Source organism: Pararhizobium sp. A13, assembly GCF_040126305.1.
In the GTDB taxonomy this organism is placed as follows: Bacteria; Pseudomonadota; Alphaproteobacteria; order Rhizobiales; family Rhizobiaceae; genus Pararhizobium.
On sequence record NZ_CP149510.1, the window covers coordinates 3,431,520 to 3,454,960 of the forward strand.

General features: G+C 62.4%; 26 protein-coding genes and 1 pseudogene. 10 read left to right on the forward strand and 17 right to left on the reverse strand.

Going from position 1 to position 23,441, the window contains the following annotated elements; translation table 11 throughout:
- Positions 1–67 precede the first annotated feature (67 nt).
- Positions 68–334, forward strand: coding sequence for an usg protein (locus tag WI754_RS16900; protein ID WP_037130015.1), 267 nt, complete (start codon positions 68–70; stop codon positions 332–334).
- Positions 335–358: 24 nt separating this feature from the next.
- Here WI754_RS16900 and WI754_RS16905 read toward each other — a convergent pair whose 3' ends face one another.
- A complete protein-coding gene (locus tag WI754_RS16905) occupies positions 359–1,063 on the reverse strand; it encodes an SDR family oxidoreductase (protein ID WP_349434630.1) in 705 nt (234 codons plus the stop codon).
- 102 nt (positions 1,064–1,165) lie between these two features.
- Entirely contained in the window at positions 1,166–1,891 is a 726-nt protein-coding gene (locus tag WI754_RS16910; RefSeq protein ID WP_349437847.1) for a DUF2270 domain-containing protein, read from the reverse strand.
- 138 nt (positions 1,892–2,029) lie between these two features.
- Between WI754_RS16910 and WI754_RS16915 the strand changes: the two genes are divergently transcribed.
- Positions 2,030–2,845 carry a class I SAM-dependent methyltransferase gene (locus WI754_RS16915; protein WP_349434631.1) on the forward strand — a complete coding sequence of 272 codons (816 nt, stop codon included), beginning with the start codon at positions 2,030–2,032 and terminating at the stop codon, positions 2,843–2,845.
- A 104-nt stretch (positions 2,846–2,949) separates the two neighbouring features.
- On the opposite strand, the gene WI754_RS16920 is transcribed toward WI754_RS16915, so the two are convergent.
- On the reverse strand, positions 2,950–3,918 hold the full coding sequence (locus WI754_RS16920) for an aliphatic sulfonate ABC transporter substrate-binding protein (protein ID WP_349434632.1): 969 nt from the start codon (positions 3,916–3,918) through the stop codon (positions 2,950–2,952).
- 240 nt (positions 3,919–4,158) lie between these two features.
- On the opposite strand from WI754_RS16920, the gene WI754_RS16925 reads away from it, so the two are divergent.
- The 3 genes and pseudogenes from WI754_RS16925 to WI754_RS16935 all read left to right on the forward strand — a co-directional run bounded on the left by WI754_RS16925 (position 4,159) and on the right by WI754_RS16935 (position 7,104).
- Positions 4,159–5,436: an MgtC/SapB family protein gene (locus WI754_RS16925; protein WP_349434633.1), complete on the forward strand. Its 1,278-nt coding sequence runs from the start codon at positions 4,159–4,161 to the stop codon at positions 5,434–5,436.
- Positions 5,437–5,547: 111 nt separating this feature from the next.
- Positions 5,548–6,415 (forward strand): annotated as a pseudogene (locus tag WI754_RS16930) (NAD(P)-dependent oxidoreductase).
- Positions 6,412–7,104, forward strand: a complete 693-nt coding sequence (locus WI754_RS16935) for a DNA alkylation repair protein (RefSeq protein WP_349434634.1) — start codon at positions 6,412–6,414, stop codon at positions 7,102–7,104. The pseudogene WI754_RS16930 and the gene WI754_RS16935 overlap by 4 nt, the downstream one beginning before the upstream one ends.
- A gap of 17 nt (positions 7,105–7,121) precedes the next feature.
- Here WI754_RS16935 and WI754_RS16940 read toward each other — a convergent pair whose 3' ends face one another.
- From WI754_RS16940 to WI754_RS16950, 3 genes are all read right to left on the reverse strand, one after another.
- Entirely contained in the window at positions 7,122–7,610 is a 489-nt protein-coding gene (locus WI754_RS16940) for an Lrp/AsnC family transcriptional regulator (protein ID WP_037130000.1), read from the reverse strand.
- Between the two features lie 66 nt (positions 7,611–7,676).
- Positions 7,677–8,315: a uracil-DNA glycosylase family protein gene (locus tag WI754_RS16945; RefSeq protein WP_349434635.1), complete on the reverse strand. Its 639-nt coding sequence runs from the start codon at positions 8,313–8,315 to the stop codon at positions 7,677–7,679.
- Positions 8,315–8,914 carry a thermonuclease family protein gene (locus tag WI754_RS16950; protein ID WP_349434636.1) on the reverse strand — a complete coding sequence of 200 codons (600 nt, stop codon included), beginning with the start codon at positions 8,912–8,914 and terminating at the stop codon, positions 8,315–8,317. Before WI754_RS16950 ends, WI754_RS16945 begins: the two co-directional genes overlap by 1 nt.
- A 121-nt stretch (positions 8,915–9,035) precedes the next feature.
- On the opposite strand from WI754_RS16950, the gene WI754_RS16955 reads away from it, so the two are divergent.
- A complete protein-coding gene (locus WI754_RS16955) occupies positions 9,036–10,571 on the forward strand; it encodes a HAMP domain-containing sensor histidine kinase (RefSeq protein WP_349434637.1) in 1,536 nt (511 codons plus the stop codon).
- Between the two features lie 83 nt (positions 10,572–10,654).
- Here the strand turns inward: WI754_RS16955 and WI754_RS16960 are convergent, their stop codons facing one another.
- The 5 genes from WI754_RS16960 to cobT all read right to left on the reverse strand — a co-directional run bounded on the left by WI754_RS16960 (position 10,655) and on the right by cobT (position 16,413).
- Complete coding sequence (locus WI754_RS16960) at positions 10,655–11,713, reverse strand: ABC transporter ATP-binding protein (RefSeq protein WP_349434638.1); 1,059 nt, start codon at positions 11,711–11,713, stop codon at positions 10,655–10,657.
- Positions 11,710–13,329: an iron ABC transporter permease gene (locus WI754_RS16965; protein ID WP_349434639.1), complete on the reverse strand. Its 1,620-nt coding sequence runs from the start codon at positions 13,327–13,329 to the stop codon at positions 11,710–11,712. The genes WI754_RS16960 and WI754_RS16965 overlap by 4 nt, the downstream gene beginning before the upstream one ends.
- A 194-nt stretch (positions 13,330–13,523) precedes the next feature.
- Positions 13,524–14,549 (reverse strand): iron ABC transporter substrate-binding protein, encoded by a 1,026-nt coding sequence (locus WI754_RS16970; RefSeq protein WP_349434640.1) that lies wholly within the window; start codon positions 14,547–14,549, stop codon positions 13,524–13,526.
- A gap of 152 nt (positions 14,550–14,701) precedes the next feature.
- Positions 14,702–15,118: a diacylglycerol kinase gene (locus tag WI754_RS16975; RefSeq protein ID WP_349434641.1), complete on the reverse strand. Its 417-nt coding sequence runs from the start codon at positions 15,116–15,118 to the stop codon at positions 14,702–14,704.
- A gap of 278 nt (positions 15,119–15,396) precedes the next feature.
- Positions 15,397–16,413 (reverse strand): nicotinate-nucleotide--dimethylbenzimidazole phosphoribosyltransferase, encoded by a 1,017-nt coding sequence (gene cobT, locus WI754_RS16980; protein ID WP_349434642.1) that lies wholly within the window; start codon positions 16,411–16,413, stop codon positions 15,397–15,399.
- 172 nt (positions 16,414–16,585) lie between these two features.
- On the opposite strand from cobT, the gene WI754_RS16985 reads away from it, so the two are divergent.
- From WI754_RS16985 to WI754_RS17000, 4 genes are all read left to right on the forward strand, one after another.
- Positions 16,586–17,374 carry an adenosylcobinamide-GDP ribazoletransferase gene (locus WI754_RS16985; RefSeq protein ID WP_349434643.1) on the forward strand — a complete coding sequence of 263 codons (789 nt, stop codon included), beginning with the start codon at positions 16,586–16,588 and terminating at the stop codon, positions 17,372–17,374.
- Between the two features lie 49 nt (positions 17,375–17,423).
- Positions 17,424–17,648 carry a DUF1289 domain-containing protein gene (locus tag WI754_RS16990; protein WP_349434644.1) on the forward strand — a complete coding sequence of 75 codons (225 nt, stop codon included), beginning with the start codon at positions 17,424–17,426 and terminating at the stop codon, positions 17,646–17,648.
- Positions 17,645–18,346: a TIGR02281 family clan AA aspartic protease gene (locus WI754_RS16995; RefSeq protein WP_349434645.1), complete on the forward strand. Its 702-nt coding sequence runs from the start codon at positions 17,645–17,647 to the stop codon at positions 18,344–18,346. The genes WI754_RS16990 and WI754_RS16995 overlap by 4 nt, the downstream gene beginning before the upstream one ends.
- 105 nt (positions 18,347–18,451) lie before the next feature.
- Positions 18,452–19,591, forward strand: coding sequence for a glycosyltransferase (locus WI754_RS17000; RefSeq protein WP_349434646.1), 1,140 nt, complete (start codon positions 18,452–18,454; stop codon positions 19,589–19,591).
- Positions 19,592–19,688: 97 nt separating this feature from the next.
- On the opposite strand, the gene WI754_RS17005 is transcribed toward WI754_RS17000, so the two are convergent.
- The 6 genes from WI754_RS17005 to WI754_RS17030 form a co-directional block, all read right to left on the reverse strand.
- Complete coding sequence (locus WI754_RS17005; RefSeq protein ID WP_349434647.1) at positions 19,689–20,450, reverse strand: ABC transporter permease; 762 nt, start codon at positions 20,448–20,450, stop codon at positions 19,689–19,691.
- Positions 20,447–21,373, reverse strand: a complete 927-nt coding sequence (locus WI754_RS17010; protein ID WP_349434648.1) for an ABC transporter ATP-binding protein — start codon at positions 21,371–21,373, stop codon at positions 20,447–20,449. The genes WI754_RS17005 and WI754_RS17010 overlap by 4 nt, the downstream gene beginning before the upstream one ends.
- A 122-nt stretch (positions 21,374–21,495) precedes the next feature.
- A complete protein-coding gene (locus WI754_RS17015; RefSeq protein WP_349434649.1) occupies positions 21,496–22,269 on the reverse strand; it encodes a sulfite exporter TauE/SafE family protein in 774 nt (257 codons plus the stop codon).
- Complete coding sequence (locus WI754_RS17020; protein WP_349434650.1) at positions 22,266–22,700, reverse strand: DUF6691 family protein; 435 nt, start codon at positions 22,698–22,700, stop codon at positions 22,266–22,268. The genes WI754_RS17015 and WI754_RS17020 overlap by 4 nt, the downstream gene beginning before the upstream one ends.
- The gene (locus WI754_RS17025) at positions 22,697–23,104 is read right to left on the reverse strand and encodes a YeeE/YedE thiosulfate transporter family protein (RefSeq protein WP_349434651.1); all 408 of its coding nucleotides are present in this window, start codon (positions 23,102–23,104) and stop codon (positions 22,697–22,699) included. Before WI754_RS17025 ends, WI754_RS17020 begins: the two co-directional genes overlap by 4 nt.
- Positions 23,101–23,439 carry a metalloregulator ArsR/SmtB family transcription factor gene (locus tag WI754_RS17030; RefSeq protein ID WP_349434652.1) on the reverse strand — a complete coding sequence of 113 codons (339 nt, stop codon included), beginning with the start codon at positions 23,437–23,439 and terminating at the stop codon, positions 23,101–23,103. The genes WI754_RS17025 and WI754_RS17030 overlap by 4 nt, the downstream gene beginning before the upstream one ends.
- Positions 23,440–23,441 lie beyond the last annotated feature (2 nt).

The window sequence follows — 23,441 nt, forward strand, 5'->3', positions numbered from 1 at the left end:
TAGTTCCCGATTAACCAAATCGGTGCTTCAATTCCAGGGACCATCATTGACGAGAATGAGGTCCAAAATGACAAATGAACTGGAACTGCAGCTCAAGGGTTACGGCCTGACGACGGCCCAAATCCTTTATCGCATGCCCGATCATCCCAGTTTCCTGCAGACTTACATCTGGCAGCACTACGATATCGCGCCCGATTTTCCGGAAATGAAGAGCTTCCTGAAATTCTGGCAGGAAACGCTCGAAGGCCCGCTGCATTCGGTGCGCTACGTCCACCGCAAACTGATCTCGGCCTCGGACTGGCGGGCACTCAAGGGCGAGTTCATCATCAACTGACGCCTCGCCCCGGGCTTGAAGAATTTATACCGACCGGGTGATGCCGCCATCGATGCGGATGTTCTGGCCGGTGATGTAGCCGCCGCGGTCGGTCGCCAGAAGCGCCACCAGTTCGGCCACCTCCTCCGATGTGCCATAGCGCCCCATCGGAATGCGCTGGCGCCGTTCCTCGGTCTCCGGCAGGCTGTCGATGAAGCCCGGCAGAACATTGTTCATGCGGATATTGTCGGCTGCGTATTTGTCGGCAAAAAGCTTGGTGAATGCGGCAAGGCCTGAGCGGAAGACACCGGATGTCGGAAACAGCGGGTCCGGCTCGAAGGTTGCGTAGGTCGAGATATTGACGATGCTGCCGGATTTCTGCTCCAGCATGATTGGCGTCACCAGCCGCGTCGGCCGCACGACATTGAGGAAATAGACCTCCATCCCCTTGTGCCAGTCGTCGTCGGTCAGTTCTAGCACAGGCGCGCGCGGTCCATGTCCGGCCGAATTGACCAGCGCATCCACCCTGCCCCATTTGTCATAAGCGGCATCCACCAGCCGCTTCAGATCGTCGTTCGACTGGTTGGAACCCGTGACGCCGATGCCGCCGAGTTCGTTTGCCAGCGCCTCGCCCTTGCCGGAGGAGGAAAGAATTGCGACGCGATATCCTTCGGCTGCCAGCCGGCGCGCCGACACCGCCCCCATGCCGGACCCGCCCGCCGTGATGATTGCAACCTTCTGACCCGTCATCGTCGTCTCCTTATGTCACTGACGGCGCGATAAAATCAGCAGCGGACGCGGATCACAATCAAGAAATCCTGCACATACCATCAGCCCGCGTGTTTCATCGGATCAGACGTGAACCTCGCCGTGTGCCAGTTCGCCGTCGCCGGGCTCCTTGGAAAGCGCCGCATAGGCCATGGCAGCGTAGAGCAGGACGACAAGGCCGAGCACCAGCCAGCCGGAAACAGGGCCAAGTGCCGCATTGGCGGCCAGGTCGGAGAGGGAGCGCACATGCCGCGCTTCGCTGCCATCGGGCCGGAGAACCGGCGACGAGATCTTCAAGGCCCAGGCCAAGAGCAGAATCAGGTACATCCAGCAATAATTGCGCCGCAACCGTCGACAGACCGCCGCGCGATAGGTCATCAGGAAGGCCGGCCGCCGCAGGCTGTCGGCGATCGGCGTCGCCCAGTTCACCTTGAAGGGTGCCTGCGGACAGAGAACCTGGGCAAAGTAGCCACGCTCCATCCGCCGAACGCGCGCGCGATAGACATCGAAGAAACGGTATCGGCGCGCCTCGATGAACAAAAGCAGCGAGACGAGAAGCATCGCGAACAGCAACACGCCATGATGGGACGTCGGCGCAGAAAGAGAAACCGAAAGAAGTGCAGCGACAACGGTGATCGCCCAGTTCGATGTCCGGTCAATGCGGTCGCGCCAGCCTGCCATTCGGCCTATTTCGCCGCGATAATAGTGGACGAGCGCGGTGATCGTCTCCGGTGGCGTTGCCGGCAAGGGCGGGCTTTTGGCCTCGCTGTCGTCCTTCAGCAGTTCGACCGGGCTGAGTTCGTCCATGATGATGTCCTCCCAACCTTTGTTGTTTCGCGCATCATGCGCCCAATTTCGGTCGCGACAAACGTTTTTTGCCCCCCAAAATGCACTGGAAAGTGGGTTTTCGCATTGCCAAAAGCACGCGCTCGCCGTAAAGACGCGGCCATGCAGAAGATCGATGAAGAGGCCCTCGCCGAAGCCTATAACCGCGCCCTTGCACTGGAGAAATCCGGCAATATCGATGCGGCGGTAAAAGCCTATGAAGACGTGCTGGCGATCGATCCGGACGATCACGGCGGTGCTGCCGTTCGCATCGCCTCGCTGGGCCGTGGGGAGACGCCCGACAAGGCCCCGGACGCCTATGTCGCCACCCTCTTTGATCAGCACGCCGATGTCTTCGAGAACGTGCTCGTCGAGCAGCTCGACTATCACGTGCCAATGATGGTACGTCAGCGCCTGCAATCGCTGAAACTCGGCCCCTTCGGGCGCGTGCTCGATCTCGGCTGCGGCACAGGCCTGACCGGCGGTGCGCTGCGCGACATGGCGGACGATATCACCGGCATCGACCTGTCGGAAAACATGGTCGAGATCGCCCATGAGAAGGATCTCTACGAGACGCTCTATGTCGCCGAAGTCGTCGATTTCCTCGAGGACAATGACGACGAGCCCTTCGACCTCATCACTGCGACGGACGTGCTGCCCTACCTCGGGGCTCTGGAAGCGCTGTTCTTCGGCGCCGCCGAAAACATGAACCCGGGCGGCCTGTTCATTTTTTCAAGCGAAACCTTGCCTGCGGAAACTTTCGCCGGTCGCACCTTCATGGTCGGCCCGCACCAGCGCTTCGCGCATGCCGAAAATTACGTCCGCGAACGCCTCGACGCCATCGGCTTCGACATCGTTGAACTCACCGACATCATCGTGCGCATGGAAGAAGGCGAACCGATCACCGGCCATCTGGTGATTGCAAGACTGCGGGCCTGACCGCTCGGCTCTTGAACTTGGGGCAACTCCCGCCAGCCGCCCGTGAGCAGGCAGCAAAAAACGGCGCCACGGGTGCGCCGTTTTTTTGATTTCAAGCAGGCATATCAGCTCGCCCGGCCGTTCCAGATAATGTCGCCGATGGTCAGCTTTTCCGGAATGATCTGCAATTCATAGAACTCGTCGGCCAATGCCTGCTGATAGGCGGCCGCCTCCAGCCCGACCGTCGATACCGCCGCAAGGGTAAAGCCCTTGCGCGTCAGCGCCACGCGCTGGATGTCCTCCGGCACGCCGGTGATCTTCGACAGCGCCGCGACGGTGCCATCGAGATCGGTTTGCGCCGCGGCCCCGACCTTTGCCAGTTCATCGAGGATTTCGAGGAGCACGTCGCCATGCGCGGCGGTGAAATCGCCATTGCTGAGGAAATAGCTCCAGCTTTCTGCGATCCCTTCGGCCGTCGTCAGCACGCGCGTCTGAGGGGTCTTTTCAGCGACGGCGTAGTAGGGATCCCATATCGTCCAGGCATCGACCTGGTTGCTGGCAAACGCGGCTGCCGCATCCGACGGTGAAAGGTCGGCAGCCTCGATATCCGTGATGCCGAGACCTGCCGTGCGCAATGCCTTGACGGTGAAGTTATGGGCGCTCGATCCGCGCTTGAACGCCACCCGCTTGCCTTTCAGGTCGCCAATCGACTGGATCGGCGAATCCTTGTGCACCAGGATGGCGGACCCGGCAGCGGAGCCCTTGTAGGTACCGGCATAGCGCAGATTGCCGCCGGCAGCTTGCGCGAAAAGCGGCGGGACGTCCCCGGTCGGGCCGAAATCGATGGCGCCGGCGCCGAGCGCCTCGAGCAGCGGCGGGCCGGACGAGAACTCTGCCCAGGTGACGGTGATGCCCCGCTCGGCGAAGCGCTTCTCAAGCGCGCCCGTTCCCTTGGCGAGCGCCAGAACACCGTTCTTCTGCCAGCCGAGGCGCAGTTCCGTCAACGGTTCGGATGCGGCGCGACCGATTCCTGGCAGCGTCGCTGCGAGCGCGGCAGTCCCGAAAAGCGATAGTGTCTGTCGGCGTGTGAACATGATGGGTCCCTCTCGATGTTGGTCGGCGCACTACAGCGGCGCTACTGCCATCAAGATTGGTTCAATCTATAAAAACTATATACAATATAAATATCAAAAACGAACGGGATATCGGAAAAGCCAGTCTGCAAACTCTCTTCAGGCAAAAAATCATTCTCCCGTGTTCCCTCTCGAACCGCGGGTGACGGAAGCCCGGGATGCCACTCTTGCCCTGACGAATCCAGGCCCTATCATTTTTGAATGGAACTTGTTGAAGTCTTCCAGCGCCTCGGCGTGGCGCTCACCATCGGCCTCCTCGTGGGCTGTGAGAGGGGCTGGCAGGACCGCGACGTGCCCTCGGGCGGCAGAACCGCCGGTATCCGCACGTTCGGCCTGTCGGGCTTTCTCGGCGGGCTTGCCGGCTATCTCCAGACACTCGCCGGACCCATCCTGCCTGCGGTGCTGCTGCTCCTCTTCGGCGCTGCTTTCGTCGTTTTCAAACTGCGAGAGTCCGAGGCAGACGAGGATTACGGCGTCACCACTGTCGTCGCGGGCTTCGTTGTCTTCGCGCTTGGTGCGATAGCGGTCGTCGGCGACGTGCGGGCCGCGGCTGCCGGCGGGGTCACGACCACCGCGCTGCTCGCAGCCAAACGCAGCCTCCACGGTTTTCTGAAGCAATTGACCTGGCTGGAGATCAGGGCAGCCCTCATTCTTCTGGCCATGACGCTTGTCGCTCTGCCGCTGCTGCCGAACGAGACCATCGATCCTTGGGACGTTTTGAACCCCTTCGCTCTGTGGCTGTTGACGGTCATGATCGCCGCCATCTCCTTCGCCGGTTATGTCGCCATCCGTGTTGCCGGGCCCAGTCGCGGCATCCTGTTTGCCGGTGCCGCCGGCGGGCTGGCGTCCTCGACGGCGCTGACGCTCTCCTTTGCTCGCTTCGCAGCCGATGCGCCGGAAAGCGCCCGGCAACTGGCCTCGGGCGCGACGATTGCCGGGGCCATGTCGCTCATCCGCGTCCTCGTTATCGGTGGCGTCCTGGCGCCCGTCCTCCTGATACCACTGGCGCTTGCGCTGGCGCCGGCCGTACTTGTCATGCTGGCCGCGAGCTTTTTGATCGTCCGCCATGGCAACGGCAAGCATGGTGCACCAGACCTTCAACTCGAAAATCCATTCCAGCTTGGCGAGGTGCTGCGTTTCGGCGCCCTGCTTGGCGCCGTCATCGTGGTGTCAAAGGTCCTGGTCGACAGGATCGGCCAAACCATGCTTTTTGCAGTCGCGGCCGTATCGGGCCTGATGGATCTCGACGCCATCACGCTTTCGACGGCACGCATGACGGGGACGTCGGTCGATCTTACCACCGCCGTCGCGGCGATCCTGATCGCGGTGGTGGTCAATCTCATGACGAAAATCGCGCTGGCATTCACGGCCGGCGGCAAGGGACCCTACGCCATAGCGCTCACTTTGGCGACGCTTGCGGCCATCGCTACTGGTGCAGCCGCCTATTTCACCCTGGGCTCCTTCGTTCCGACATCCTGATTGCCATCGCGCATATATTCATGAAATGCGGCGCACAGGCGGCGTTCTCCCTTCCGCCTCCGGACCATTTCCGCTAAGTCTCTCGCGATACGCGCTACAGGAGCATTCGGAATGGCAAAAGTCGCTTTCATCGGTCTCGGCGTCATGGGCTATCCCATGGCCGGTCACCTCAAGACGCGCGGCGGGCATGACCTGACCGTCTATAACCGTACTGCCGCCAAGGCGGAAAAATGGGCGGCGGAATTCGGCGGACGCGCGGCCGCGACACCAGCCGAAGCGGCGGACGGACAGGATTTCGTTTTCTCCTGCGTCGGCAATGACGACGACCTTCGCTCCGTCACGATCGGCAAGGATGGCGCCTTTGAAACCCTGAAGGCAGGCGCAGTCTTTATCGACAACACGACGGCGTCGGCCGAAGTCGCCCGAACTCGATGCAGCCGCGACAGCGCGCGGCTTCCATTTCATCGACGCCCCTGTATCCGGCGGCCAGGCGGGTGCCGAAAACGGCGTCCTGACGGTGATGTGCGGCGGCCAACCCGATGTCTTCGAACGTGCCAAACCCGTCATCGACGCCTATGCCCGCATGGTCGGCCTGATGGGTCCTGCCGGCAGCGGCCAGCTGACCAAGATGGTCAACCAGATCTGCATCGCCGGCCTCGTGCAGGGTCTTGCCGAAGGCATCCATTTCGGCAAGAGGGCCGGCCTCGACATCGAGAAGGTCATCGACGTCATCTCCAAGGGTGCCGCCGGCTCCTGGCAGATGGAAAACCGCCACAAGACCATGATATCAGGCAAATACGATTTCGGCTTTGCCGTCGACTGGATGCGCAAGGACCTCGACATCCTGCTCGCCGAGGCCCGCAACAACGGCGCCAAGCTGCCGGTCACCGCCCTTGTCGATCAGTTCTATGCCGACGTGCAGGAGATGGGCGGCAATCGCTGGGACACGTCGTCGCTCTTGGCGCGGCTGGAGAAATGACTCTGTCGCCTTCCTCCCCGGCAGATGCGGTCATCGCCCATCTGCAATCGCTGCGGAGGGAGGAAAACCGCGCCGGGATGGCGCGTTTCGGAATCGAAACCGCGACGGCGCTCGGCATCTCCAATGCCGACCTGCGGCGCGTCGCGCAAAAAATCAAGCCCGATCACGGTCGCTCGCTCGCCCTGTGGGACAGCGGGATACGGGAGGCACGGCTGCTTGCGAGCTTCACCGGCGAGCCGGGAAAGCTGACGCTCGAGACGGCCAGGCAATGGGCTGGCGATTTCAACTCCTGGGAAATCGTCGATGGTGTCGCCGATCTCTTTGTCGATGCCCGGCTGGAGAACACGCTTATCCCGGAATTTGCCGCCGACGAGCGCGAATTCGTCCGGCGATCGGCGTTTGCAATGATCGCCGTCAGCGCCGTTCACCTGAAGAACGAGCCGGATGATACCATCCTCGCCTGGCTTGCCCTGATCGAAGCCCATGCCGGCGACGAGCGCAATTTCGTGAAAAAAGCGGTGAACTGGGCACTCCGCCAGATCGGCAAGCGCAGCACCCGTTGCCATGGCCCTGCCCTGTCGCTCGCCCGCTCGCTTGCGGCAGGATCAGACCGGGCAGCGCGGTGGATCGGCAAGGATGCCGTCCGCGAACTGACGAGCAACGCCGTCCTTCAGAAGCTGAAGGTCTGACCGCTGGGTCGAGCGCCTCACTCCTCGCTCGACTTCGCCTGTTCGATCTGCATGTAGTCGAGCGGCAATTGCGTCGTGTACTTGATCTGCTCCATCGCGAAGGCGGAGGAGACGTCGCGGATTTCGATCTTGGCGATCATCCGCTTGTAGAAGGCGTCATAGGCAGCGATATCGGGCACGACGACGCGCAGGAGATAGTCGACATCGCCGCTCATGCGGTAGAACTCCACCACTTCCGGAAACTCACCGACCACCTCCGAAAAACGCTTCAACCATTCGATGGAATGGGTGTTGGTGCGGATCGAGACAAAGACGGTGACCTTGGTGTTGACTTTCACCGGATCAAGCAGCGCCACGCGGCCGCGGATCACGCCGTCCTCTTCCATCTTCTGGATCCGGCGCCAGCACGGCGTGGTGGACAGACCGACCTTCTTGGCGAGGTCGGCAACGGCGAGTGTGGAATCTTCCTGCAGGAGACGCAGGATTTTGCGGTCAAGACGATCCATGGAAAAGGCCCCTTCGAATATTTTTCTCTCTATAGCGCGAAAATAGCCAAATGGAAGAAAATTGTTTCAGGAAATCAATTTTTTGACCCGCTCGCGCAAGACCGGCAACACGTCGGCCTCGAACCACGGATTCTTCTTCAGCCAACCGGTGTTGCGCCAGCTCGGATGCGGCAAGGCGAGCACCGCCGGCCCGGTGTTGGAGCCCAGATATAGGCGCCAGTTGCGCACCGTCTCGGTCATCGTCGCGGCGCGGCGGTCGCCGAGGTGCCAGCCTTGCGCATATTGGCCGATGGCGAGCACAAGCTCGATTTGCGGCATGGCATCGATGACCTCTTGCCGCCATCGCGGCGCGCATTCCCGGCGCGGCGGCAGATCGCTGCCCTTGTCATCATAACCCGGAAAACAGAAGCCCATCGGCACAATCGCAAACAGGCTCGGATCGTAGAATTCTTCCCGCGTCACCTCGAGCCAATGCCTGAGCCGGTCGCCGGAAGCATCGTTGAACGGCAGCCCGCTCTCGTGCACGCGCAGGCCCGGCGCCTGGCCGGAGATCAGGATACGCGCCGTCCGCGAGATCACCGCGACGGGGCGCGGCTCATGCGGCAGCTGATGGTCAGGCCCGCGCGCCGGCGCGTCCCGACAGATCCGGCAGGCGGCAATCGCCGCGCGCAAATCCCAAAGATCATCCCGCGGTTCGTCAGTCATTACCCAAGCCTTGAAAGCAACGTTTTCAACCACGCGCCAAGCCGCGACATCGCCGTGCCCTGCCAGCCGTCCGGTATATGGGGGGCCTCATCCATTCCCCCATGGGTCTGGCGCCATGTGCGCGGCGCCTCGAACGTGCCTGACCAGATACCAAGCCGATTCTCCCTCGCGGCGCGCTCCTCAGCCTCGTAGTCCCCAAAGGCAATGGCATAGCCCGCAGCGACCATCGCGGCATTGAGGTCGCGGCTGCCCGACGAGCACACCGCAAGAAGCCGGCCGTAGCGGTCGCTGCCACCAGCTTCGCACGTGGTTTTCGCATCGTCGATCAGAGCGACCAGATGGTCCTTGGCCCCCTTGCCACAAGGCCATCGCTGATTGTCGCGTTGACAGACCTGCCGGAGTTCCGGCGCATCGATACCGACAAGCCGGATGCGTTTGCCGTCAAGGACCAGCGTGTCACCATCGACGACCTTCACCCAGCCGGAGACCATCTCCTGCCCCGCAGTGTCGAGACGCGTCACGACAAGCCCGAGAAAGAGCAGGATCGTCGCCGTCAAGAGCAGATCGCGGATGACACTCGCCAGACGCTTCATGGTCATCCCTGCTGCCGTAAATGATGAGCTCACCTTACGGAAGGCACCGCTAAAAACAAGAAATCTCAGCAACTTCTTAAGGATTCCCTCTTATAGTTCAATGGATTCCGTCAACGCGTTTGAGATCATGAGTAAGGGCGTCAGCACCTCGACCGACAAAATCATTGTCGACAAGTCGCGCAGCCATCGCAACACGGCTGTGTCGAAAGCCGTGCGCACGACCCGCGAACGGCTGCAGGCCGGCCCGTCGAATGCGTCCGGTTTTGCCAGGGAGATGCTCGGTCTCCATATCGATGCGATGCTGCAGAGCGCCATCGCCATGCCGCTCTTCCTGTTTCTGGTTACCGGCGTCGGCGTCTATCTCTCGCAAACCCTCGACATCATCGCCTGGGGCCTGATGACGCTCTGTGTCCATGCCATTGGTATCCTCCTGGCGCGCCGCGCCAAGGCCCGGGAGATCAACGCGGAAAAGGTGTCCTATTGGCGCCGCCGCTTCCTCATCGTGCAGATCGGTCTCGGCATCTGCTGGGCAGCTTTCATGCTTCAGGATTGCGATAGCTGCGGCGAGGTCAATTTCGGGTTCTATCAGGGCGCCGTGCTGTTGATCGCGCTTGCCGCCACGGCGATGGGCACCTTCCTGCTGCGCGATGCTCTGCTCTTCACCTTCATTCCGGTCGTGCTGGTGCTCACCGGCCTGACGCTCAAGACCGGCAGCCCCGGCTACATGGCTTTGACCGCGGTTGTTTCGACGTCGCTGATCTTCCTCGTCTTCATGACGAACCGCCTGCACCGTTCGAACATCCATATTCTGTCGATGCAGTCAGAAAAGGACGACCTGATCGCCGAACTCGAAGTCGCCAAGTCGATGTCGGACGAAGCGCGGCGCCGCGCCGAGGAAGCCAACCTCGCGAAGTCCCGCTTCCTTGCCTCGATGTCGCACGAGCTGCGCACGCCGCTCAACGCCATCCTCGGTTTTTCCGAGGTCATGTCGACGGAGGTCCTCGGGCCGCTCAACAATCCGATCTACAAGGAATATACCGGCGACATCCATCGCTCCGGCCAGCACCTGCTCGACCTGATCAACGAGATCCTCGACCTGTCGCGCATCGAAGCCGGCAAATACGATCTCAACGAGGAAGCCATTCATCTGGTCGAGATCACCGAGGATTGTATCGGCATGGTGCAGCTTCGGGCCCGCACCAAGAACATCACCATCACCGAGCAGTTCGAATACGGTATGCCGGCGATCTGGGTCGATGAGAAATCGATGCGTCAGGTGACGCTCAATCTCTTGTCGAACGCCGTCAAGTTCACGCCGTCCGGCGGCGAAATTTCCGTAAAGGTCGGCTGGACGGCCGGCGGCGGGCAGTACCTTTCCATCAAGGACAACGGACCCGGCATTCCCGAGGACGAAATCCCCGTCGTGCTCTCGGCCTTCGGCCAGGGCTCGATCGCCATCAAGAGCGCCGAACAGGGAACCGGCCTCGGCCTGCCGATCGTTCAGGCGATCCTTGCCAAGCACAATGGCGACTTCATCCTGCGCTCCAAGCTGCGCGAAGGCACCGAAGCCATCGCCATCCTGCCGTCAAAGCGCGTGTTGCAAAGCATTCCAGCCGTCGAGGATGCACCGGCGATCGAGCGGCGGCGCAAAAGCTTCGCCTGAGGCCGCAGCATATCGTCCAAGAACGCGCAGCGGTTTTCGGACAACGACATGTGTGAAAACAAAAAAGTAAACCGCGACACGCGTTAATCGGCCAACACATGCGCCGGGCCGTGGACGCTGATCCGTACCAGATCGCCCGGCTCGGGAATTTCGGAACCGACACATCTGATCGACAGGAAATCCGGCATGGCGCGGTCGGTGCGATCGATCCGGACGAGGACCATGCAGTCGCCACCGCCGAACTCCACATCGTCGACATGCCCGACCGGCCCTTCCGGTCCCGCTCCCGCAATAGCTGTCGTCAGCCGGATCTGTTCGGGACGCAGCATGATCGTAGCCTGCCCCGCCTTCGATCCCGGCTCCACGGCGAGCGAACCCAGAATACAGTCAGCGCGGCCAGCGACGATATCGGCGTCGAGCAGAATGGCCTCGCCGAGAAAGGTCGCCGTTTCGCGATCGCGCGGCTTTCCGTAAAGCGCACGCGGCGGCCCGAACTGGACGAGCCGCCCCTGCCGCAGCACGGCCACCTGATCGGCAAAGGACAGCGCCTCCGCCTGATCATGCGTCACCAGGATCGCCGTCGTCCCGGCGGCGCGCAGCACCCGTGCCACCGTCCGCCGCATCGTATCGCGCAAGCCCGTATCGAGCGCCGAGAAGGGCTCGTCCAGCAGCATCAGCCGGGGCTTCAATGCCAGTGCCCGCGCCAGCGCGACGCGCTGCTGCTGTCCCCCGGAAAGCTGATGCGGACGCCGTGCCGCCATGATGCCGTCGAGCTCGACCATCTCCATCAGTTCGGCGATCCGCTGGTTACGATCGGCAGCGCTCCTGGCCAGTCCGAAGCCGATATTATCGGCCACCGTCAGATGCGGAAAGAGCGCCCCGTCCTGCGAAACGATGCCGATCCCGCGTTTGTGAGCCGGCACAAGCACGCCCTTGCCGGCCAGCGCTCGTCCGTCCAGCACCAGCGAGCCGACATCGGGCGTCTCGAAACCGGCGATGATGCGCAAAAGCGTCGTCTTGCCGGAGCCGGAGGGTCCGACGATCGCAGTGCGGCCGCCCGCCTCGATCTTCATGTCGATCGCGTCGAGCGCCACTGTCGGGCCGTAGGATTTGCTGATCGCGCCGATGGTCAGAAACGTCATTGTCCGGTTGCCCGTCTGGATTGGATGTAAAGTAGGAAGGTCAGCGGTAGTGACAAAAGCACCATCATCACCGCATAGGGCGCCGCCGCGACATAGTCGATCTCGCTGGTGAGCGACCAGAATTTGGTGGCCAAGGTCTCGACGCCGGTTGGTGACAGCATCAACGTCGCCGTCAGTTCGTTGGTGATACCGAGTGCCACCAGTGCCGTACTGGCCGCAACGCCGGGTGCTGCCAGCCGCATCGTCGTCTGGCGAACCGCCTGGAACGGGGTGCGCCCCAGGGCCATCGCCGCGCGCTCGAGTTCGACCGGCGCCTGTGCGATGCTCGTGCGCAGGCCGACCATGGCGCGGGGGAGGAACAGCAGCACATAGGCAAGGAACAGCGTCGCGAATGTCTGGTAGAGCGGCAGGATCAGCCGCACCGTGATCGTCACCAGCGCCAGCGCCACTACCACGCCGGGAAGCGAGCCGACATAATAGTGGCAGGCTTCGAAAATCCGCTGCAGCCGGCCGGGCGCGCGCACCGACAACCAGGCCATCGGCGCCGCGGCGATCGTCGCCATGACGCCACCGGCGACCGCCAGCACGACCGTCTGCCCGAACGCGCCACCGACAAGATCGATCCGCCAGATCTCGGCGCCGCCGATATAAAGCCAGCGCGTCAACGTGACGAAGGGCACGCCGATCGCAAGCATCGCTGTCACGATGTTGAGCGCAAGCGCCGGAACCACCATGAAGCCGAGCCGCCGCGTGTCCGCCGGACGCGCAGCACCAGAACCGACACGGGCATAGCGCTCGCCGCCACGCAGGATCACCTCCATGCCGAGAAGCAGCAGGCAACAGGCGACGAGAACGCCGGCCAGCATGTTCGCCGCCGGGCCGTTGAAGGCCGACTGGAACTGGTCGACGATCGCGGTCGAGAACGTGTCGAAGCGGATCATCACGTAGAGACCGTATTCGGCCAGAAGATGCAAGCCCACGAGAAGCGAGCCGCCGCAGATTGCCAGTCGCAACTGCGGCAGGATCGTACGAAGGAAGACCTGCCACGGATTGAGCCCGAGCGAGGCTGCCGCATCCTCAATCGCCGGGTCGAGACGCCTGAGTTGCGCGGCAACCGGAAGATAGAGAAACGGGAAATAGGCAAGCACTGAGACGAGCACGCCGCCCCGCAAACCGTGCAGGCCTGGGAAAAGGCTGATCCAGGCATAACTATGCACGAAGGCGGGAACCGCGAGCGGGGCCACCGCAAGCCACGCCCAGAGGCGCGCGCCGGGCAGATCAGTCCGCTCCGTCAGCCACGCGAGCGCGACCGAAAGCACGATCGTCAGCGGAATGGTGCAGAGTTCAAGCAGCGCCGTGTTGATCAGCAGATCGCCGACGCGAGCGCGGAAAATCAGCTTTGACGCGGTTTCCCAGCCGGTCTGGATGGTGATCCAGGCGATGAAGCCGAGCGGCACCAGACTGACGAGCGAAACGAGGGCCGCAAGGATCGTGACCCAGAGGTAGGGAACCCGTGAGCGACCTCTTGCGGCGGCAAACAACCGCCGCAGGGGTGAGGAGGATTCGGCATGAAACGCGGTGGCGCTCAAAATCTCTGCTTTCAAACCAAAAGACATTCGCAGCCGCCCTTGCGCGCCCGCTGCGAATGTTGCCGCTACAGTGTCGCGCGTCAGATACGACACGCAAAACACGCCGTAACACTTTTAAACGGCTGCATAATTCCTTGACGCAATTCCGCTTTGAGGAATTGTGCAGCAGTCCCGATACGATACCTAACCGGAGAGTTCCGTTCAGGTTTAGGCTCTGCCTATCACAGCAGACCGGCCGCCGTCATCAGGTCTGTGACTTTTGCGCTGTTGAGCGTCGCCGGATCGACCTTCGGATACTGCAGATCGGACAGCGCCGGCAGCGCCGCGTTCGATGCTTCACCATTGCCGACGGCGTATTCGAAGGAATTGCCGTCGCGCAGGATCGCCTGGCCGCCCTTGCCCGTTACCCAGGCGAGGAACTTCTGGGCATTTTCCTTGTGCTGGCTGGAGGCAAGCACGCCACCGCCGGAAATGCTGACGAAAGCGCCTGGATCCTCGTTCTTGAAATAATGCAGCGCGACATTCTTGCTATTCTCGCCGGTCTTCGCCTGATCGCCGAAATAATAGTAGTGATAGATAACCGCGCCCTCGACTTCACCGGCATTGACCGCCTTCATCGCCGTCGAGTTGCCCTTGTAGCCGGTGAAGTTTTCCTTCATCGACGCGAGCCAGGAAGCGGTCACCTCCTCGCCCTTCAGCGAAAGAAGCGCGCTGACGATCGCCTGGAAGTCGGCGCCCGACGGTGATGCGGCCCAACGCCCCTTCCAGCTCGGATCGGCCAGATTGAGCATCGACTTCGGCAGCTTGTCTTCGGTCAGCTTGGTCTTGTCATAGGCAAACACCGTCGAGCGGGCGGCAACGCCGATCCAGTGACCATTCGACGGGCGGAAATTCTCCGGCACCTGCTTGAGCGTCTCAGCGGCGACCGGCTCGAACAGCCCGGCCCCGTCGACGAGCGACATGGCGGGCGAATTTTCGGTCAGGAACACATCGGCCGGCGAGGCTGCGCCTTCCTGGACGATCTGGTTGGCGAACTCCATGTCGCCGCCCTTGCGCAAGGTCACCGGAATGCCGGTCTCCTTGGTAAAGGCCTCGGCCCATGCGACGCCGAGGCTTTCATGCTGGGCGTTGTAGACAACGATCCCGATGTCGTCGGCCTTGGCCGCGGTCGAAGCGAGCATCGATGCGCCGAGCAGCGCAGTCACGAGCGCGAGCACACTTGCGGAACCCGGGGGCGAAATTTTCATGGCAGCCTCTCAAAATGTTAGGCCGGACCATTCCTGCCCGGCGGCTCCGGTATAGAATGATGATCGCTTCAGTCAACTTTGATCAGCGTCGGTGAGCACCGCCGCCGCTCAATTTAATTTGACCGCTCACGAGGGAATAGAGCGTTCACGTGTCAGAGCGCGAAAAGCTTCGAAAAGAACACCACATAGCCCGCATAGCCCGCATTGGCGAGGATCATGCAGAGGCAGGCCAGCGAGCCGAGATCCTTGGCATTCTTGCCCATCTCGGAAATTTCCGGCGATACGCGATCGACGATCTCCTCGATGGCCGTGTTCAGCGCTTCAAAGGCGATCATCAGCAGGAACAGCACAAGCATTGCAACATACTGGAAGAAGGTCGCGCCGCTGATGACGAAGGCGATCATGGCAATCGCAAAGGCGATGAGCTCATGACGAAACGCGGCCTCGCTCAACAGGCGCTTGGCGCCCCCCAGCGAGTAGCTCGCAGCGGCGAAGAAATGCCGGATGCCCGTGTGCTTCTTTACCGGCTTTTCACTGCCCATGCCACGAAAGTCCCTGTCCAGATACATGTTCGCTCCTAGCGCCGCGTGGAGCGAATGCATCGAGCATGCAATTCTGACACCGGCCTGAATGTTCGTCTTTTCAAACGGCTGCGGGTTATGATCAGATCGCCGCATCCGCATAAGTGAGAAGGCATGCGGTATCAAGCCCCATCATGGCCGGACGATGGCGGCAAGCGTCGCAATTAACGGTATAGGCCGGCTTTCATGTCGGATCGGCAACGAATCCAGGCATCGCCCCGGCCGCATCTCATCCTTGTAAACCGGCGGCAAGATCTTGGAAGCCGTCAGCTCTTGTTGCTGACGCCGGCCTGGGCAAACGTCGCCATGCCCGAATGGCAGGCGGCGGCGGCCTTGACGATGCCTGCGGCAAGGGCCGCACCGGTGCCTTCGCCAAGCCGCATGCCGAGTGCCAGAAGCGGCGTCTTGCCGAGCATCTCGATCGCCTTCATGTGCCCTGGCTCGGCCGAGACGTGGCCGATCAGGCAATGATCGAGCGCTGCCGGATTGACGGCACGCAGGATGGCGGCGGCTGTCGTTGCCACGTAGCCGTCGATGATGACAGGGATCTTCTGCATGCGCGCCGCCAGGATCGCGCCGGCCATGGCGGCGATCTCGCGGCCGCCGAGGCGCCGCAGCACTTCGAGCGGATCGGACAGATGGTCGGCATGCAGCGCAACCGCCTTTTCGACGGCAGCGATCTTGCGGGCCAGAACCTCGCCCTGCGCACCGGTGCCGGGGCCGACCCAGTCTTCCGCAGTCCCGCCATAAAGCGCCAGGTTGATGGCGGCGGCAATCGTCGTATTGCCGATGCCCATCTCGCCGATGCACAGAAGGTCGGTGCCGCCGGCAACCGCCTCCATGCCGAAAGCCATCGTGGCGGCACAGTCGCGCTCCGAAAGGGCCGCCTCTTCGGTGATGTCACCCGTTGGATATTCCAGCGCCAGATCGAACACCTTCAGCCCGAGATCGTGGCTGACGCAAATCTGGTTGATGGCAGCACCACCGGCAGCGAAATTCTCGACCATCTGCGCCGTCACCGAGGGTGGAAAAGGCGTCACGCCCTGTTTCGTAACGCCGTGATTGCCGGCGAAGATCGCCACCAGCGGCCGGTTGACGGCAGGCGCCCTGCCCGTCCAGGCAGCCAGCCAGAAGGCGATTTCCTCCAGCCGGCCGAGTGCACCCGGCGGCTTGGTCAGCTGCGCGTCCCGCTCCCGCGCCGCCACCAGCGCCGCGCTGTCAGGGCCAGGAAGGTTGCGCAGCAACTCACGGAAATCGTCGAACGGCAGGCCGCTGGCACTCATGTCGGTATCCTCTTGTCGTCTCGTCGTCAGCGGATGCTTCGCCCGCAAAGGTGCTTCCTCATAGAGCGCGATGACAAATCCGGCAACGGCATTTGCGCCTGTTGGTGTCGCCGTCGCATGATCGGCCGCAAAAGATCGATTCGCGGCGGCGAAGCGGCTTGGGGGAGCATCAATGTTCGATATCCGCGATTTCATCAACGACGTGGCGCGCTCGGTCGCGTTCCTCAGCCGCATCCACATGCCGCAACGGCATTTCGTCAATTTCGACGGACGCCTCAGCCGCGCCGTGCGCGCCTTCCCCATGGCGGGCCTGCTGATCGTGCTGCCCGCCGCCGCCATCGTATCGATCTTCAGTGCCATTCAGGCTGCACCCCTCTTCACCGCCTTCGTCGTCGTGACCATCCAGACGCTGATCACCGGCGCGCTGCACGAGGATGGCCTCAGCGACACCGCCGACGGGCTGGGCGGCGGCAGGACGAAGGAAAGCGCACTGATCATCATGAAGGACAGCCGTATCGGCTCCTATGGCGCGGTCGCGCTCATCCTGTCCTTCGGCCTCAGGGTCTCGGCGCTCGCCGCGGTGATCCCGCTTGTCTCGCCGAGCGGCGGTGGACTGCTGGTGCTCGCCGCCGCATCGCTCAGCCGCACCGCAATGGTCTGGCACTGGTCGAAACTGCCGCCCGCCCGCAAGGATGGCGTGGCCGCGTCGGCGGGCGAGCCGGAGGCATCGGCGGTGACCTTCGCCCTCGTTCTGGGCGTGGTTTCGGCGGCCCTTCTTCTGCTTCTCTCGGGCGTGTCGCTGCTTGCCGCAGTGCTGGCGATTGCAGCTTTCGCCGCGACCGTTCCCGCCTTCAGCCAGATCGTCGCCGGCAAGATCGGCGGCCATACGGGCGACACAATCGGCGCCACACAACAGCTGAGCGAAATCGCGGTTCTCGCCGCCCTTGCGCTGGCGATTTGAAACGCCGATATAGATTTGAAACCGCCCTTATTCGGACGTTACGCCCTTTATGGAATCGCCCTGCATCCTCGTCTGTTCGATCGACATGAAAACCGGCTACTGCTTCGGCTGCGGACGCACGCGCGACGAGATCGGCGCCTGGACGCTCTACACGTCGGAGCAACGCCGGAACATCATGGAAATCCTGCCTGCCCGGCTTGAAACGGTGGAACGCAAGCCGCGCCGCGAAACACGCCGGAGCCGCATGGCCCGCGAACGGGTCGGTAGCGAATGAACCGGCTGACCATTCTTCTGAGCATCCTCGCGGTTGGGCTCGTCTTTCTCATCCTCAACCACGACAGCGGCCGCACCTTCGGCATCATGAATGACGATTTCGGCCGTCTCGTCTCCCTCGGCGCGATCGCGGCCTTGATCAGTACCGGCATCCTTCGAAGCCGGCGCCACGTCGGCCAGAGCCTGCGCCAGTTCGCCATCTGGGTGCTGGTCATTCTCGCGCTCTCCGCAGCCTATCTCTACCGCAACGACCTGCAGTCCTTCGGCGACCGCCTGGCGGGTGGCCTCATCCCCGGCCGCGCCACGGTCTTCGTCGACAATGAGGGCCGCCAGGAGGTCGTGCTGCACAAGGTCCTGAACGGCCACTTCGAAACGCCGGTGACGATCAACGGCGAAAGCGTCCAGATGCTGGTCGATACAGGCGCCAGCACCGTCGCACTGTCCTACGAAGATGCAGAAACGCTGGGCCTCAACCCGGCCGGCCTCGCCTACACCCAGACCGTGCTGACCGCCAACGGCACCGCCCGCGCCGCGCCCGTAACGCTCGCCGAAGTCGCCATCGGCCCGATCATCCGCAACAACATCCGCGCCAGCGTCGCCGAGGAAGGCAAGCTCGACCAGAGCCTGCTTGGCATGAGCTTTCTCTCGACACTGGGTTTCCTGCAGATGCAGACGGATGAGTTGAGGTTGAGGGATTAGAGCACCCTCCTGTCATCCGCGTGTCATATGACAATGATGTTGCTGGATCGCAAAGCTGCGGCGGCGGATTCGTCCTGAAGCGGCGGTGCGAGCAAGGGACTGTGCATGATCATCGCGTTTGCCGCTGCGGCCGCAATCCTCATCTTAGTCAATCTTCTCAGCATCATCATCGCCGGCTGGCGAATGGTGCGAAGCGGGAAACCGGCTCCGTTGGTCGAGGAACGGCCGCCGGTCTCGATCGTCGTGCCCACCCGCGGCATCGAACCGTTCGCCGTCGAGACGCTCGCGCGCGCTTTCGCGCTCGACTGGCCCGACTACGAGCTGATCTTTTGCGTCGCCAATCCGCGCGATCCTGTTATTGCCGAGATACGCAGGGCGATGGCCGCAAATCCCGGCATTCCCACGCGCATCCTGATCGGCGACGACCGGATCAGCGCCAATCCGAAGCTCAACAACTGCGTGAAAGGCTGGAAGGCCGCTCGGCACGACTGGGTGATCCTCGCCGATTCCAACGTGCTGATGCCGAAGGACTACGTGGCTCACCTTATGGCGGGCTGGCACAAGAACACAGGCCTTGTGTGCTCGACGCCGATCGGCGCGCGACCGGAAGGTTTCTGGGCCGAGGTCGAATGCATGTTTTTGAACACGCAGCAGGCCCGCTGGCAATATGCTGGCGAAGCGATCGGTTTCGGATTCGCGCAAGGAAAGAGCATGCTATGGTTCAGGCCGCTGCTTGACGACAATGGCGGTATTGAAGCGCTCGCCGCCGAGATCGCCGAGGATGCCGCCGCAACCAAGCTGGTCAATCGTCTGGGATACAAGGTCCATCTTGTTTCCTCCCCCTTCGACCAGCCGCTCGGCCGCCGCACCCGCCACGACGTGTGGTCGCGCCAGGCACGATGGGCACGCCTGCGCCGCGTCACCTTCCCGCTGTTCTTCGCGCCGGAAGTTTTGCTGGGCGCCCTGCCGCCGCTCCTCTTCGCGCTCGCCGCCGCCGTTCTCGCAGGCGTCAATGCCCCTGCAACCGCCGCCGCCGTCGTCGCTGCAATCTACCTGCCGGAACTGGCACTTGGCCTTGCCAAGGGCTGGCGCGTATCGGTCCTCTCCCTGCCCGCCATCCTCGTACGCGACATCATGCTGCCGCTGGTCTGGATCCGAAGCTGGGGCAGCGGCGCCTTCGTCTGGCGCGGCAACGCCATGACGATCGACACGAAGGCATGCGAACTGGAAGAGGTGACGCAGTAGAACGGCATTTGCCAATAGACAGTCGGGAATGCTGAAACGAAGGTTTTTCCCCATCCCTACTGCCATTGGTGGCTATTGGCTACGGCCTTGTCCCACCTTACGCCCTCAACCGGTACCCCGTCCGGAAAATCCACGTCAGCAGCGTCATCAGCACCGCCAGAAACGCGATGATGATCGTAAAGCTCACCACCGGATTGACATCGGCGATCTCGAAAAAGCTCCAGCGGAAGCCGCTGATCAGGTAGAGCACCGGGTTGAAATGGCTGACCGCCTGCCAGAAGGGCGGCAGCATGTCGATCGAGTAGAAGCTGCCGCCGAGGAAGACCAGCGGCGGGATGACCAGCATCGGGATCAGGTTCAACTGCTCGAAATCCTTGGCCCAGATGCCGATGATGAAGCCGAACAGGCTGAAGGTGATGGCCGTCAGCACGAAGAACAAAATCATCACGAAGGGATGGGCGATATGCAGGTCCACGAACAGCGCCGCCGTGCCGAGAATGATCGTTCCGATCATCAACCCCTTGGTCGCCGCCGCGCCGACATAGCCGAGCACGATCTCAGTCATCGACACCGGCGACGACAGGATCTCGTAGATTGTGCCGGTGAATTTCGGAAAGTAGATGCCGAACGAACCGTTGCCGATGCACTGGGTCAGAAGCGTCAGCATGATCAGGCCGGGCGTGATGAAGGCGCCATAGGACACGCCGTCGATCTCCTGGATGCGCGAACCGACGGCGGCGCCGAAGACGATGAAATAGAGCGAGGTGGAAATGACCGGCGAGACGACGCTCTGCAGCAGCGTGCGCCTTGTCCGCGCCATCTCGAAGAAATAGATCGACTTGACCGCTTCGAGGTTCATGCGCGTGCTCCCACCAGTTCGACGAAAATATCCTCGAGCGAACTCTGCCGTGTCGAGATGTCCTTGAGCCTGATCCCGGCCTCGGCCAGCGCCGTCAAAAGCGTCGTGATGCCGGTGCGTTCGCTTGCCGTGTTGTAATCGTAGATCAGCGAGTGCCCCTCATCCTCGATCGTCAGTTCGTAGGTGGAGAGCGTTTCGGGGATGGCCGCGATCGGCTCCTGCAGGTCGACGCGCAGTTCCTTGCGCCCGAGCTTCTTCATCAGATCCGTCTTTTGCTCGATCAACAGGATCTTGCCGCCATTGATGACGCCGACGCGATCGGCGATCTCTTCCGCTTCTTCGATGTAGTGCGTCGTCAGGATGATCGTCACGCCGGTCGCGCGCAGCCGTTCGACCACCTGCCACATGTCCTTGCGCAGATTGACGTCGACACCCGCCGTCGGCTCGTCGAGAAACAGGATGCGCGGCTCGTGGCTGAGCGCCTTGGCGATCAGCACCCGGCGCTTCATGCCGCCGGAAAGCTCGCGCAGCATGTTGTCCTTCTTGTCATAGAGCGACAGGTCCTTCAGCACCTTCTCGATATGCGCCGGGTCCGGCTTCTTGCCGTGCAGCCCGCGCGAGAAGGACACCGTGTTCCAGACGGTCTCAAACTGGTCGGTCGTCAGTTCCTGCGGCACCAGCCCGATGATCGAGCGCGTCTCACGAAAATCCCGGATGACGTCGTAGCCGCCGACCCTGACCTCGCCGCTCGTCGGATTGACGATGCCGCAGATGATCGAGATCAGCGTCGTCTTGCCGGCGCCGTTCGGGCCAAGCAGGGCAAGGATTTCGCCTTCCTCGATCTCGAGGCTGACATCTTTGAGCGCCTGAAAGCCGGACGCATAGGTTTTCACCAGATTGGAAACGGAAACGATGGGCGCCATGAATTATGTTCCGGAGGGGTACGTGCAGAAGGAGACGCCTTATATGGACCTTTCCGCGGCAATGTTCACCCCAGCATCACAAAAATAGGCAACGGCCAATAAATCCGTCTCTCCCGAGCGGATCAGAACACCAAGGCGCTGCGGGCAAGGACATAGAGTGCGACAGCCAGGATCAGGATTGCGAAGATACGGTTGAGAGCCGCCTTCTGCCGCCCAAGGCGTGAACCCAGCACCGTCCCGCCAATTCCGCCCACTATCCCACCGAGGACGAATTCTACGGCCACGGCCCAATCGATCAGACCGGAGGCCGCGTAGTTCAACGCCGTCGCCAGACCGAATGAACCGATGGCAAGTAGAGACGAACCGACGGCCTGGATCATCGACATTCCCGTCGCCAGGATAAGCGCCGGCACGATGAGAAACCCGCCGCCGATGCCAAAGAAGCCGGACGCCGCACCCGTCGCCGAGGCAACCAGCGCGGTCGTCAGGCACATCCGCAGATCAACGGGACGCGCGGCGGGTTCGGTGGCTTTCTTCGGCTTCAGCATCAATCCGCCAACGACGATCATCACTATGCCGAACACGAACAGAAGATGCTGCCCGTCCATGGCCTTGCCGAGCATCGAAGCACCGACCGCCGCGACGGTGCCGAACAGCGCGAAAACCGCGGCGCAGCGCCACCAGACGTGCCCTGCCCGCGCATGCACGACGAAATTGGCAAAGGCGTTGGCGGAAACGGCAACGGCGCTCGTGCCGATCGCCACATGCGGATTGGCAACACCGACCACGTAAAGAAGAAGCGGCACGGCGAGGATCGAGCCACCGCCGCCGACCAGGCCGAGGGTAAAGCCGACGACGCCACCCGAACCGAGCGTGGCGACAAGGGTGGCGCTCATGTCCCTGGCTCCACGAAACGGTCGTGAACGATCATGCCGGCCAGCATGGCGACGACGAACCAGACAGTGGCCGGCAGCCCGAGCGACAGCGATGCCAGCGCCGGTCCGGGGCACAGCCCGCCAATACCCCAGCCGATGCCGAAGATGGCGGAACCGGCGACTAGGCGGCGATCGATCAGCCGGCCCTGCGGCAAATGGAACTGGTCATCAAGCATCGGGGCCGCCATGCGTTTGGCCAGAATCGTGCCCAAAGCCGCGACCGCCACCGCGCCCGCGAGAACGAAGGCAAGGCTCGGATCCCAGCCGCCGGTGACATCGAGAAAGCCATGCACACGGGCGGGATCGAGCATTCCCGACAAGGACAGACCGAGGCCGAAGATAAGCCCGGAAACCAGGGCTGCGATCACGCGGGAGCCGGCAAGATTTCTCATGAAAAGGCTCCCATCAGGAATACGGTCAGCACCGCCGTCGTCAGGAATGTCGCGACGGCAACGAGCGACCGCGGCGACAGGCGAGCCAGCCCGACAACGCCATGGCCGCTGGTGCAGCCGGAGCCCATCCGCGAGCCGAATCCGACGAGCAGGCCGGCAACGATCAGAAGCGGCGTCCTGGCCTGGATGGTGACAGCCGGCCAGGAGCCGGCAAGCACCCTGTAGCAGACCGGCCCGAGCACAAGGCCTGTGAGAAAGGCAAGACCGACGGTCGATTGCCTGCCCTGCAGCAGCCGGCCGGCAATGCCGCTTATTCCGGCGACCCGGCCATTCGCCAGTATCAGGATGGCCGCCGAAAGGCCGATCAGCATGCCGCCCGTAAGCGAGATCAAATATACACTCATATGCGGCCTCCATCGGCGCAGAAGATATCGTAGAGCGCCGTCACCAGGCGCGCCGCCCTGTCTTCGGTCAGCCGGTAGAAGATCTGCTTGGCATCCCGCCGCGTTTCGACGAAGCCGCCATCGCGAAGGACACCCAGTTGCTGCGATAGCGTCGGCTGGTGAATGCCGAGCAAGCTCTCGAGTTCGCTCACCGACCGCTCCCCTTCGACAAGCGTGCAGACGATCATCAGCCGGTTCTGATTGGCGAGAATGCGCAGGAAATCGGCGGCGTCCGACGCCCGCGCGGCCATATCGGCGCGCAGGCGCGGTAGGCCGGCATCCGGTGTATTGGTCATGT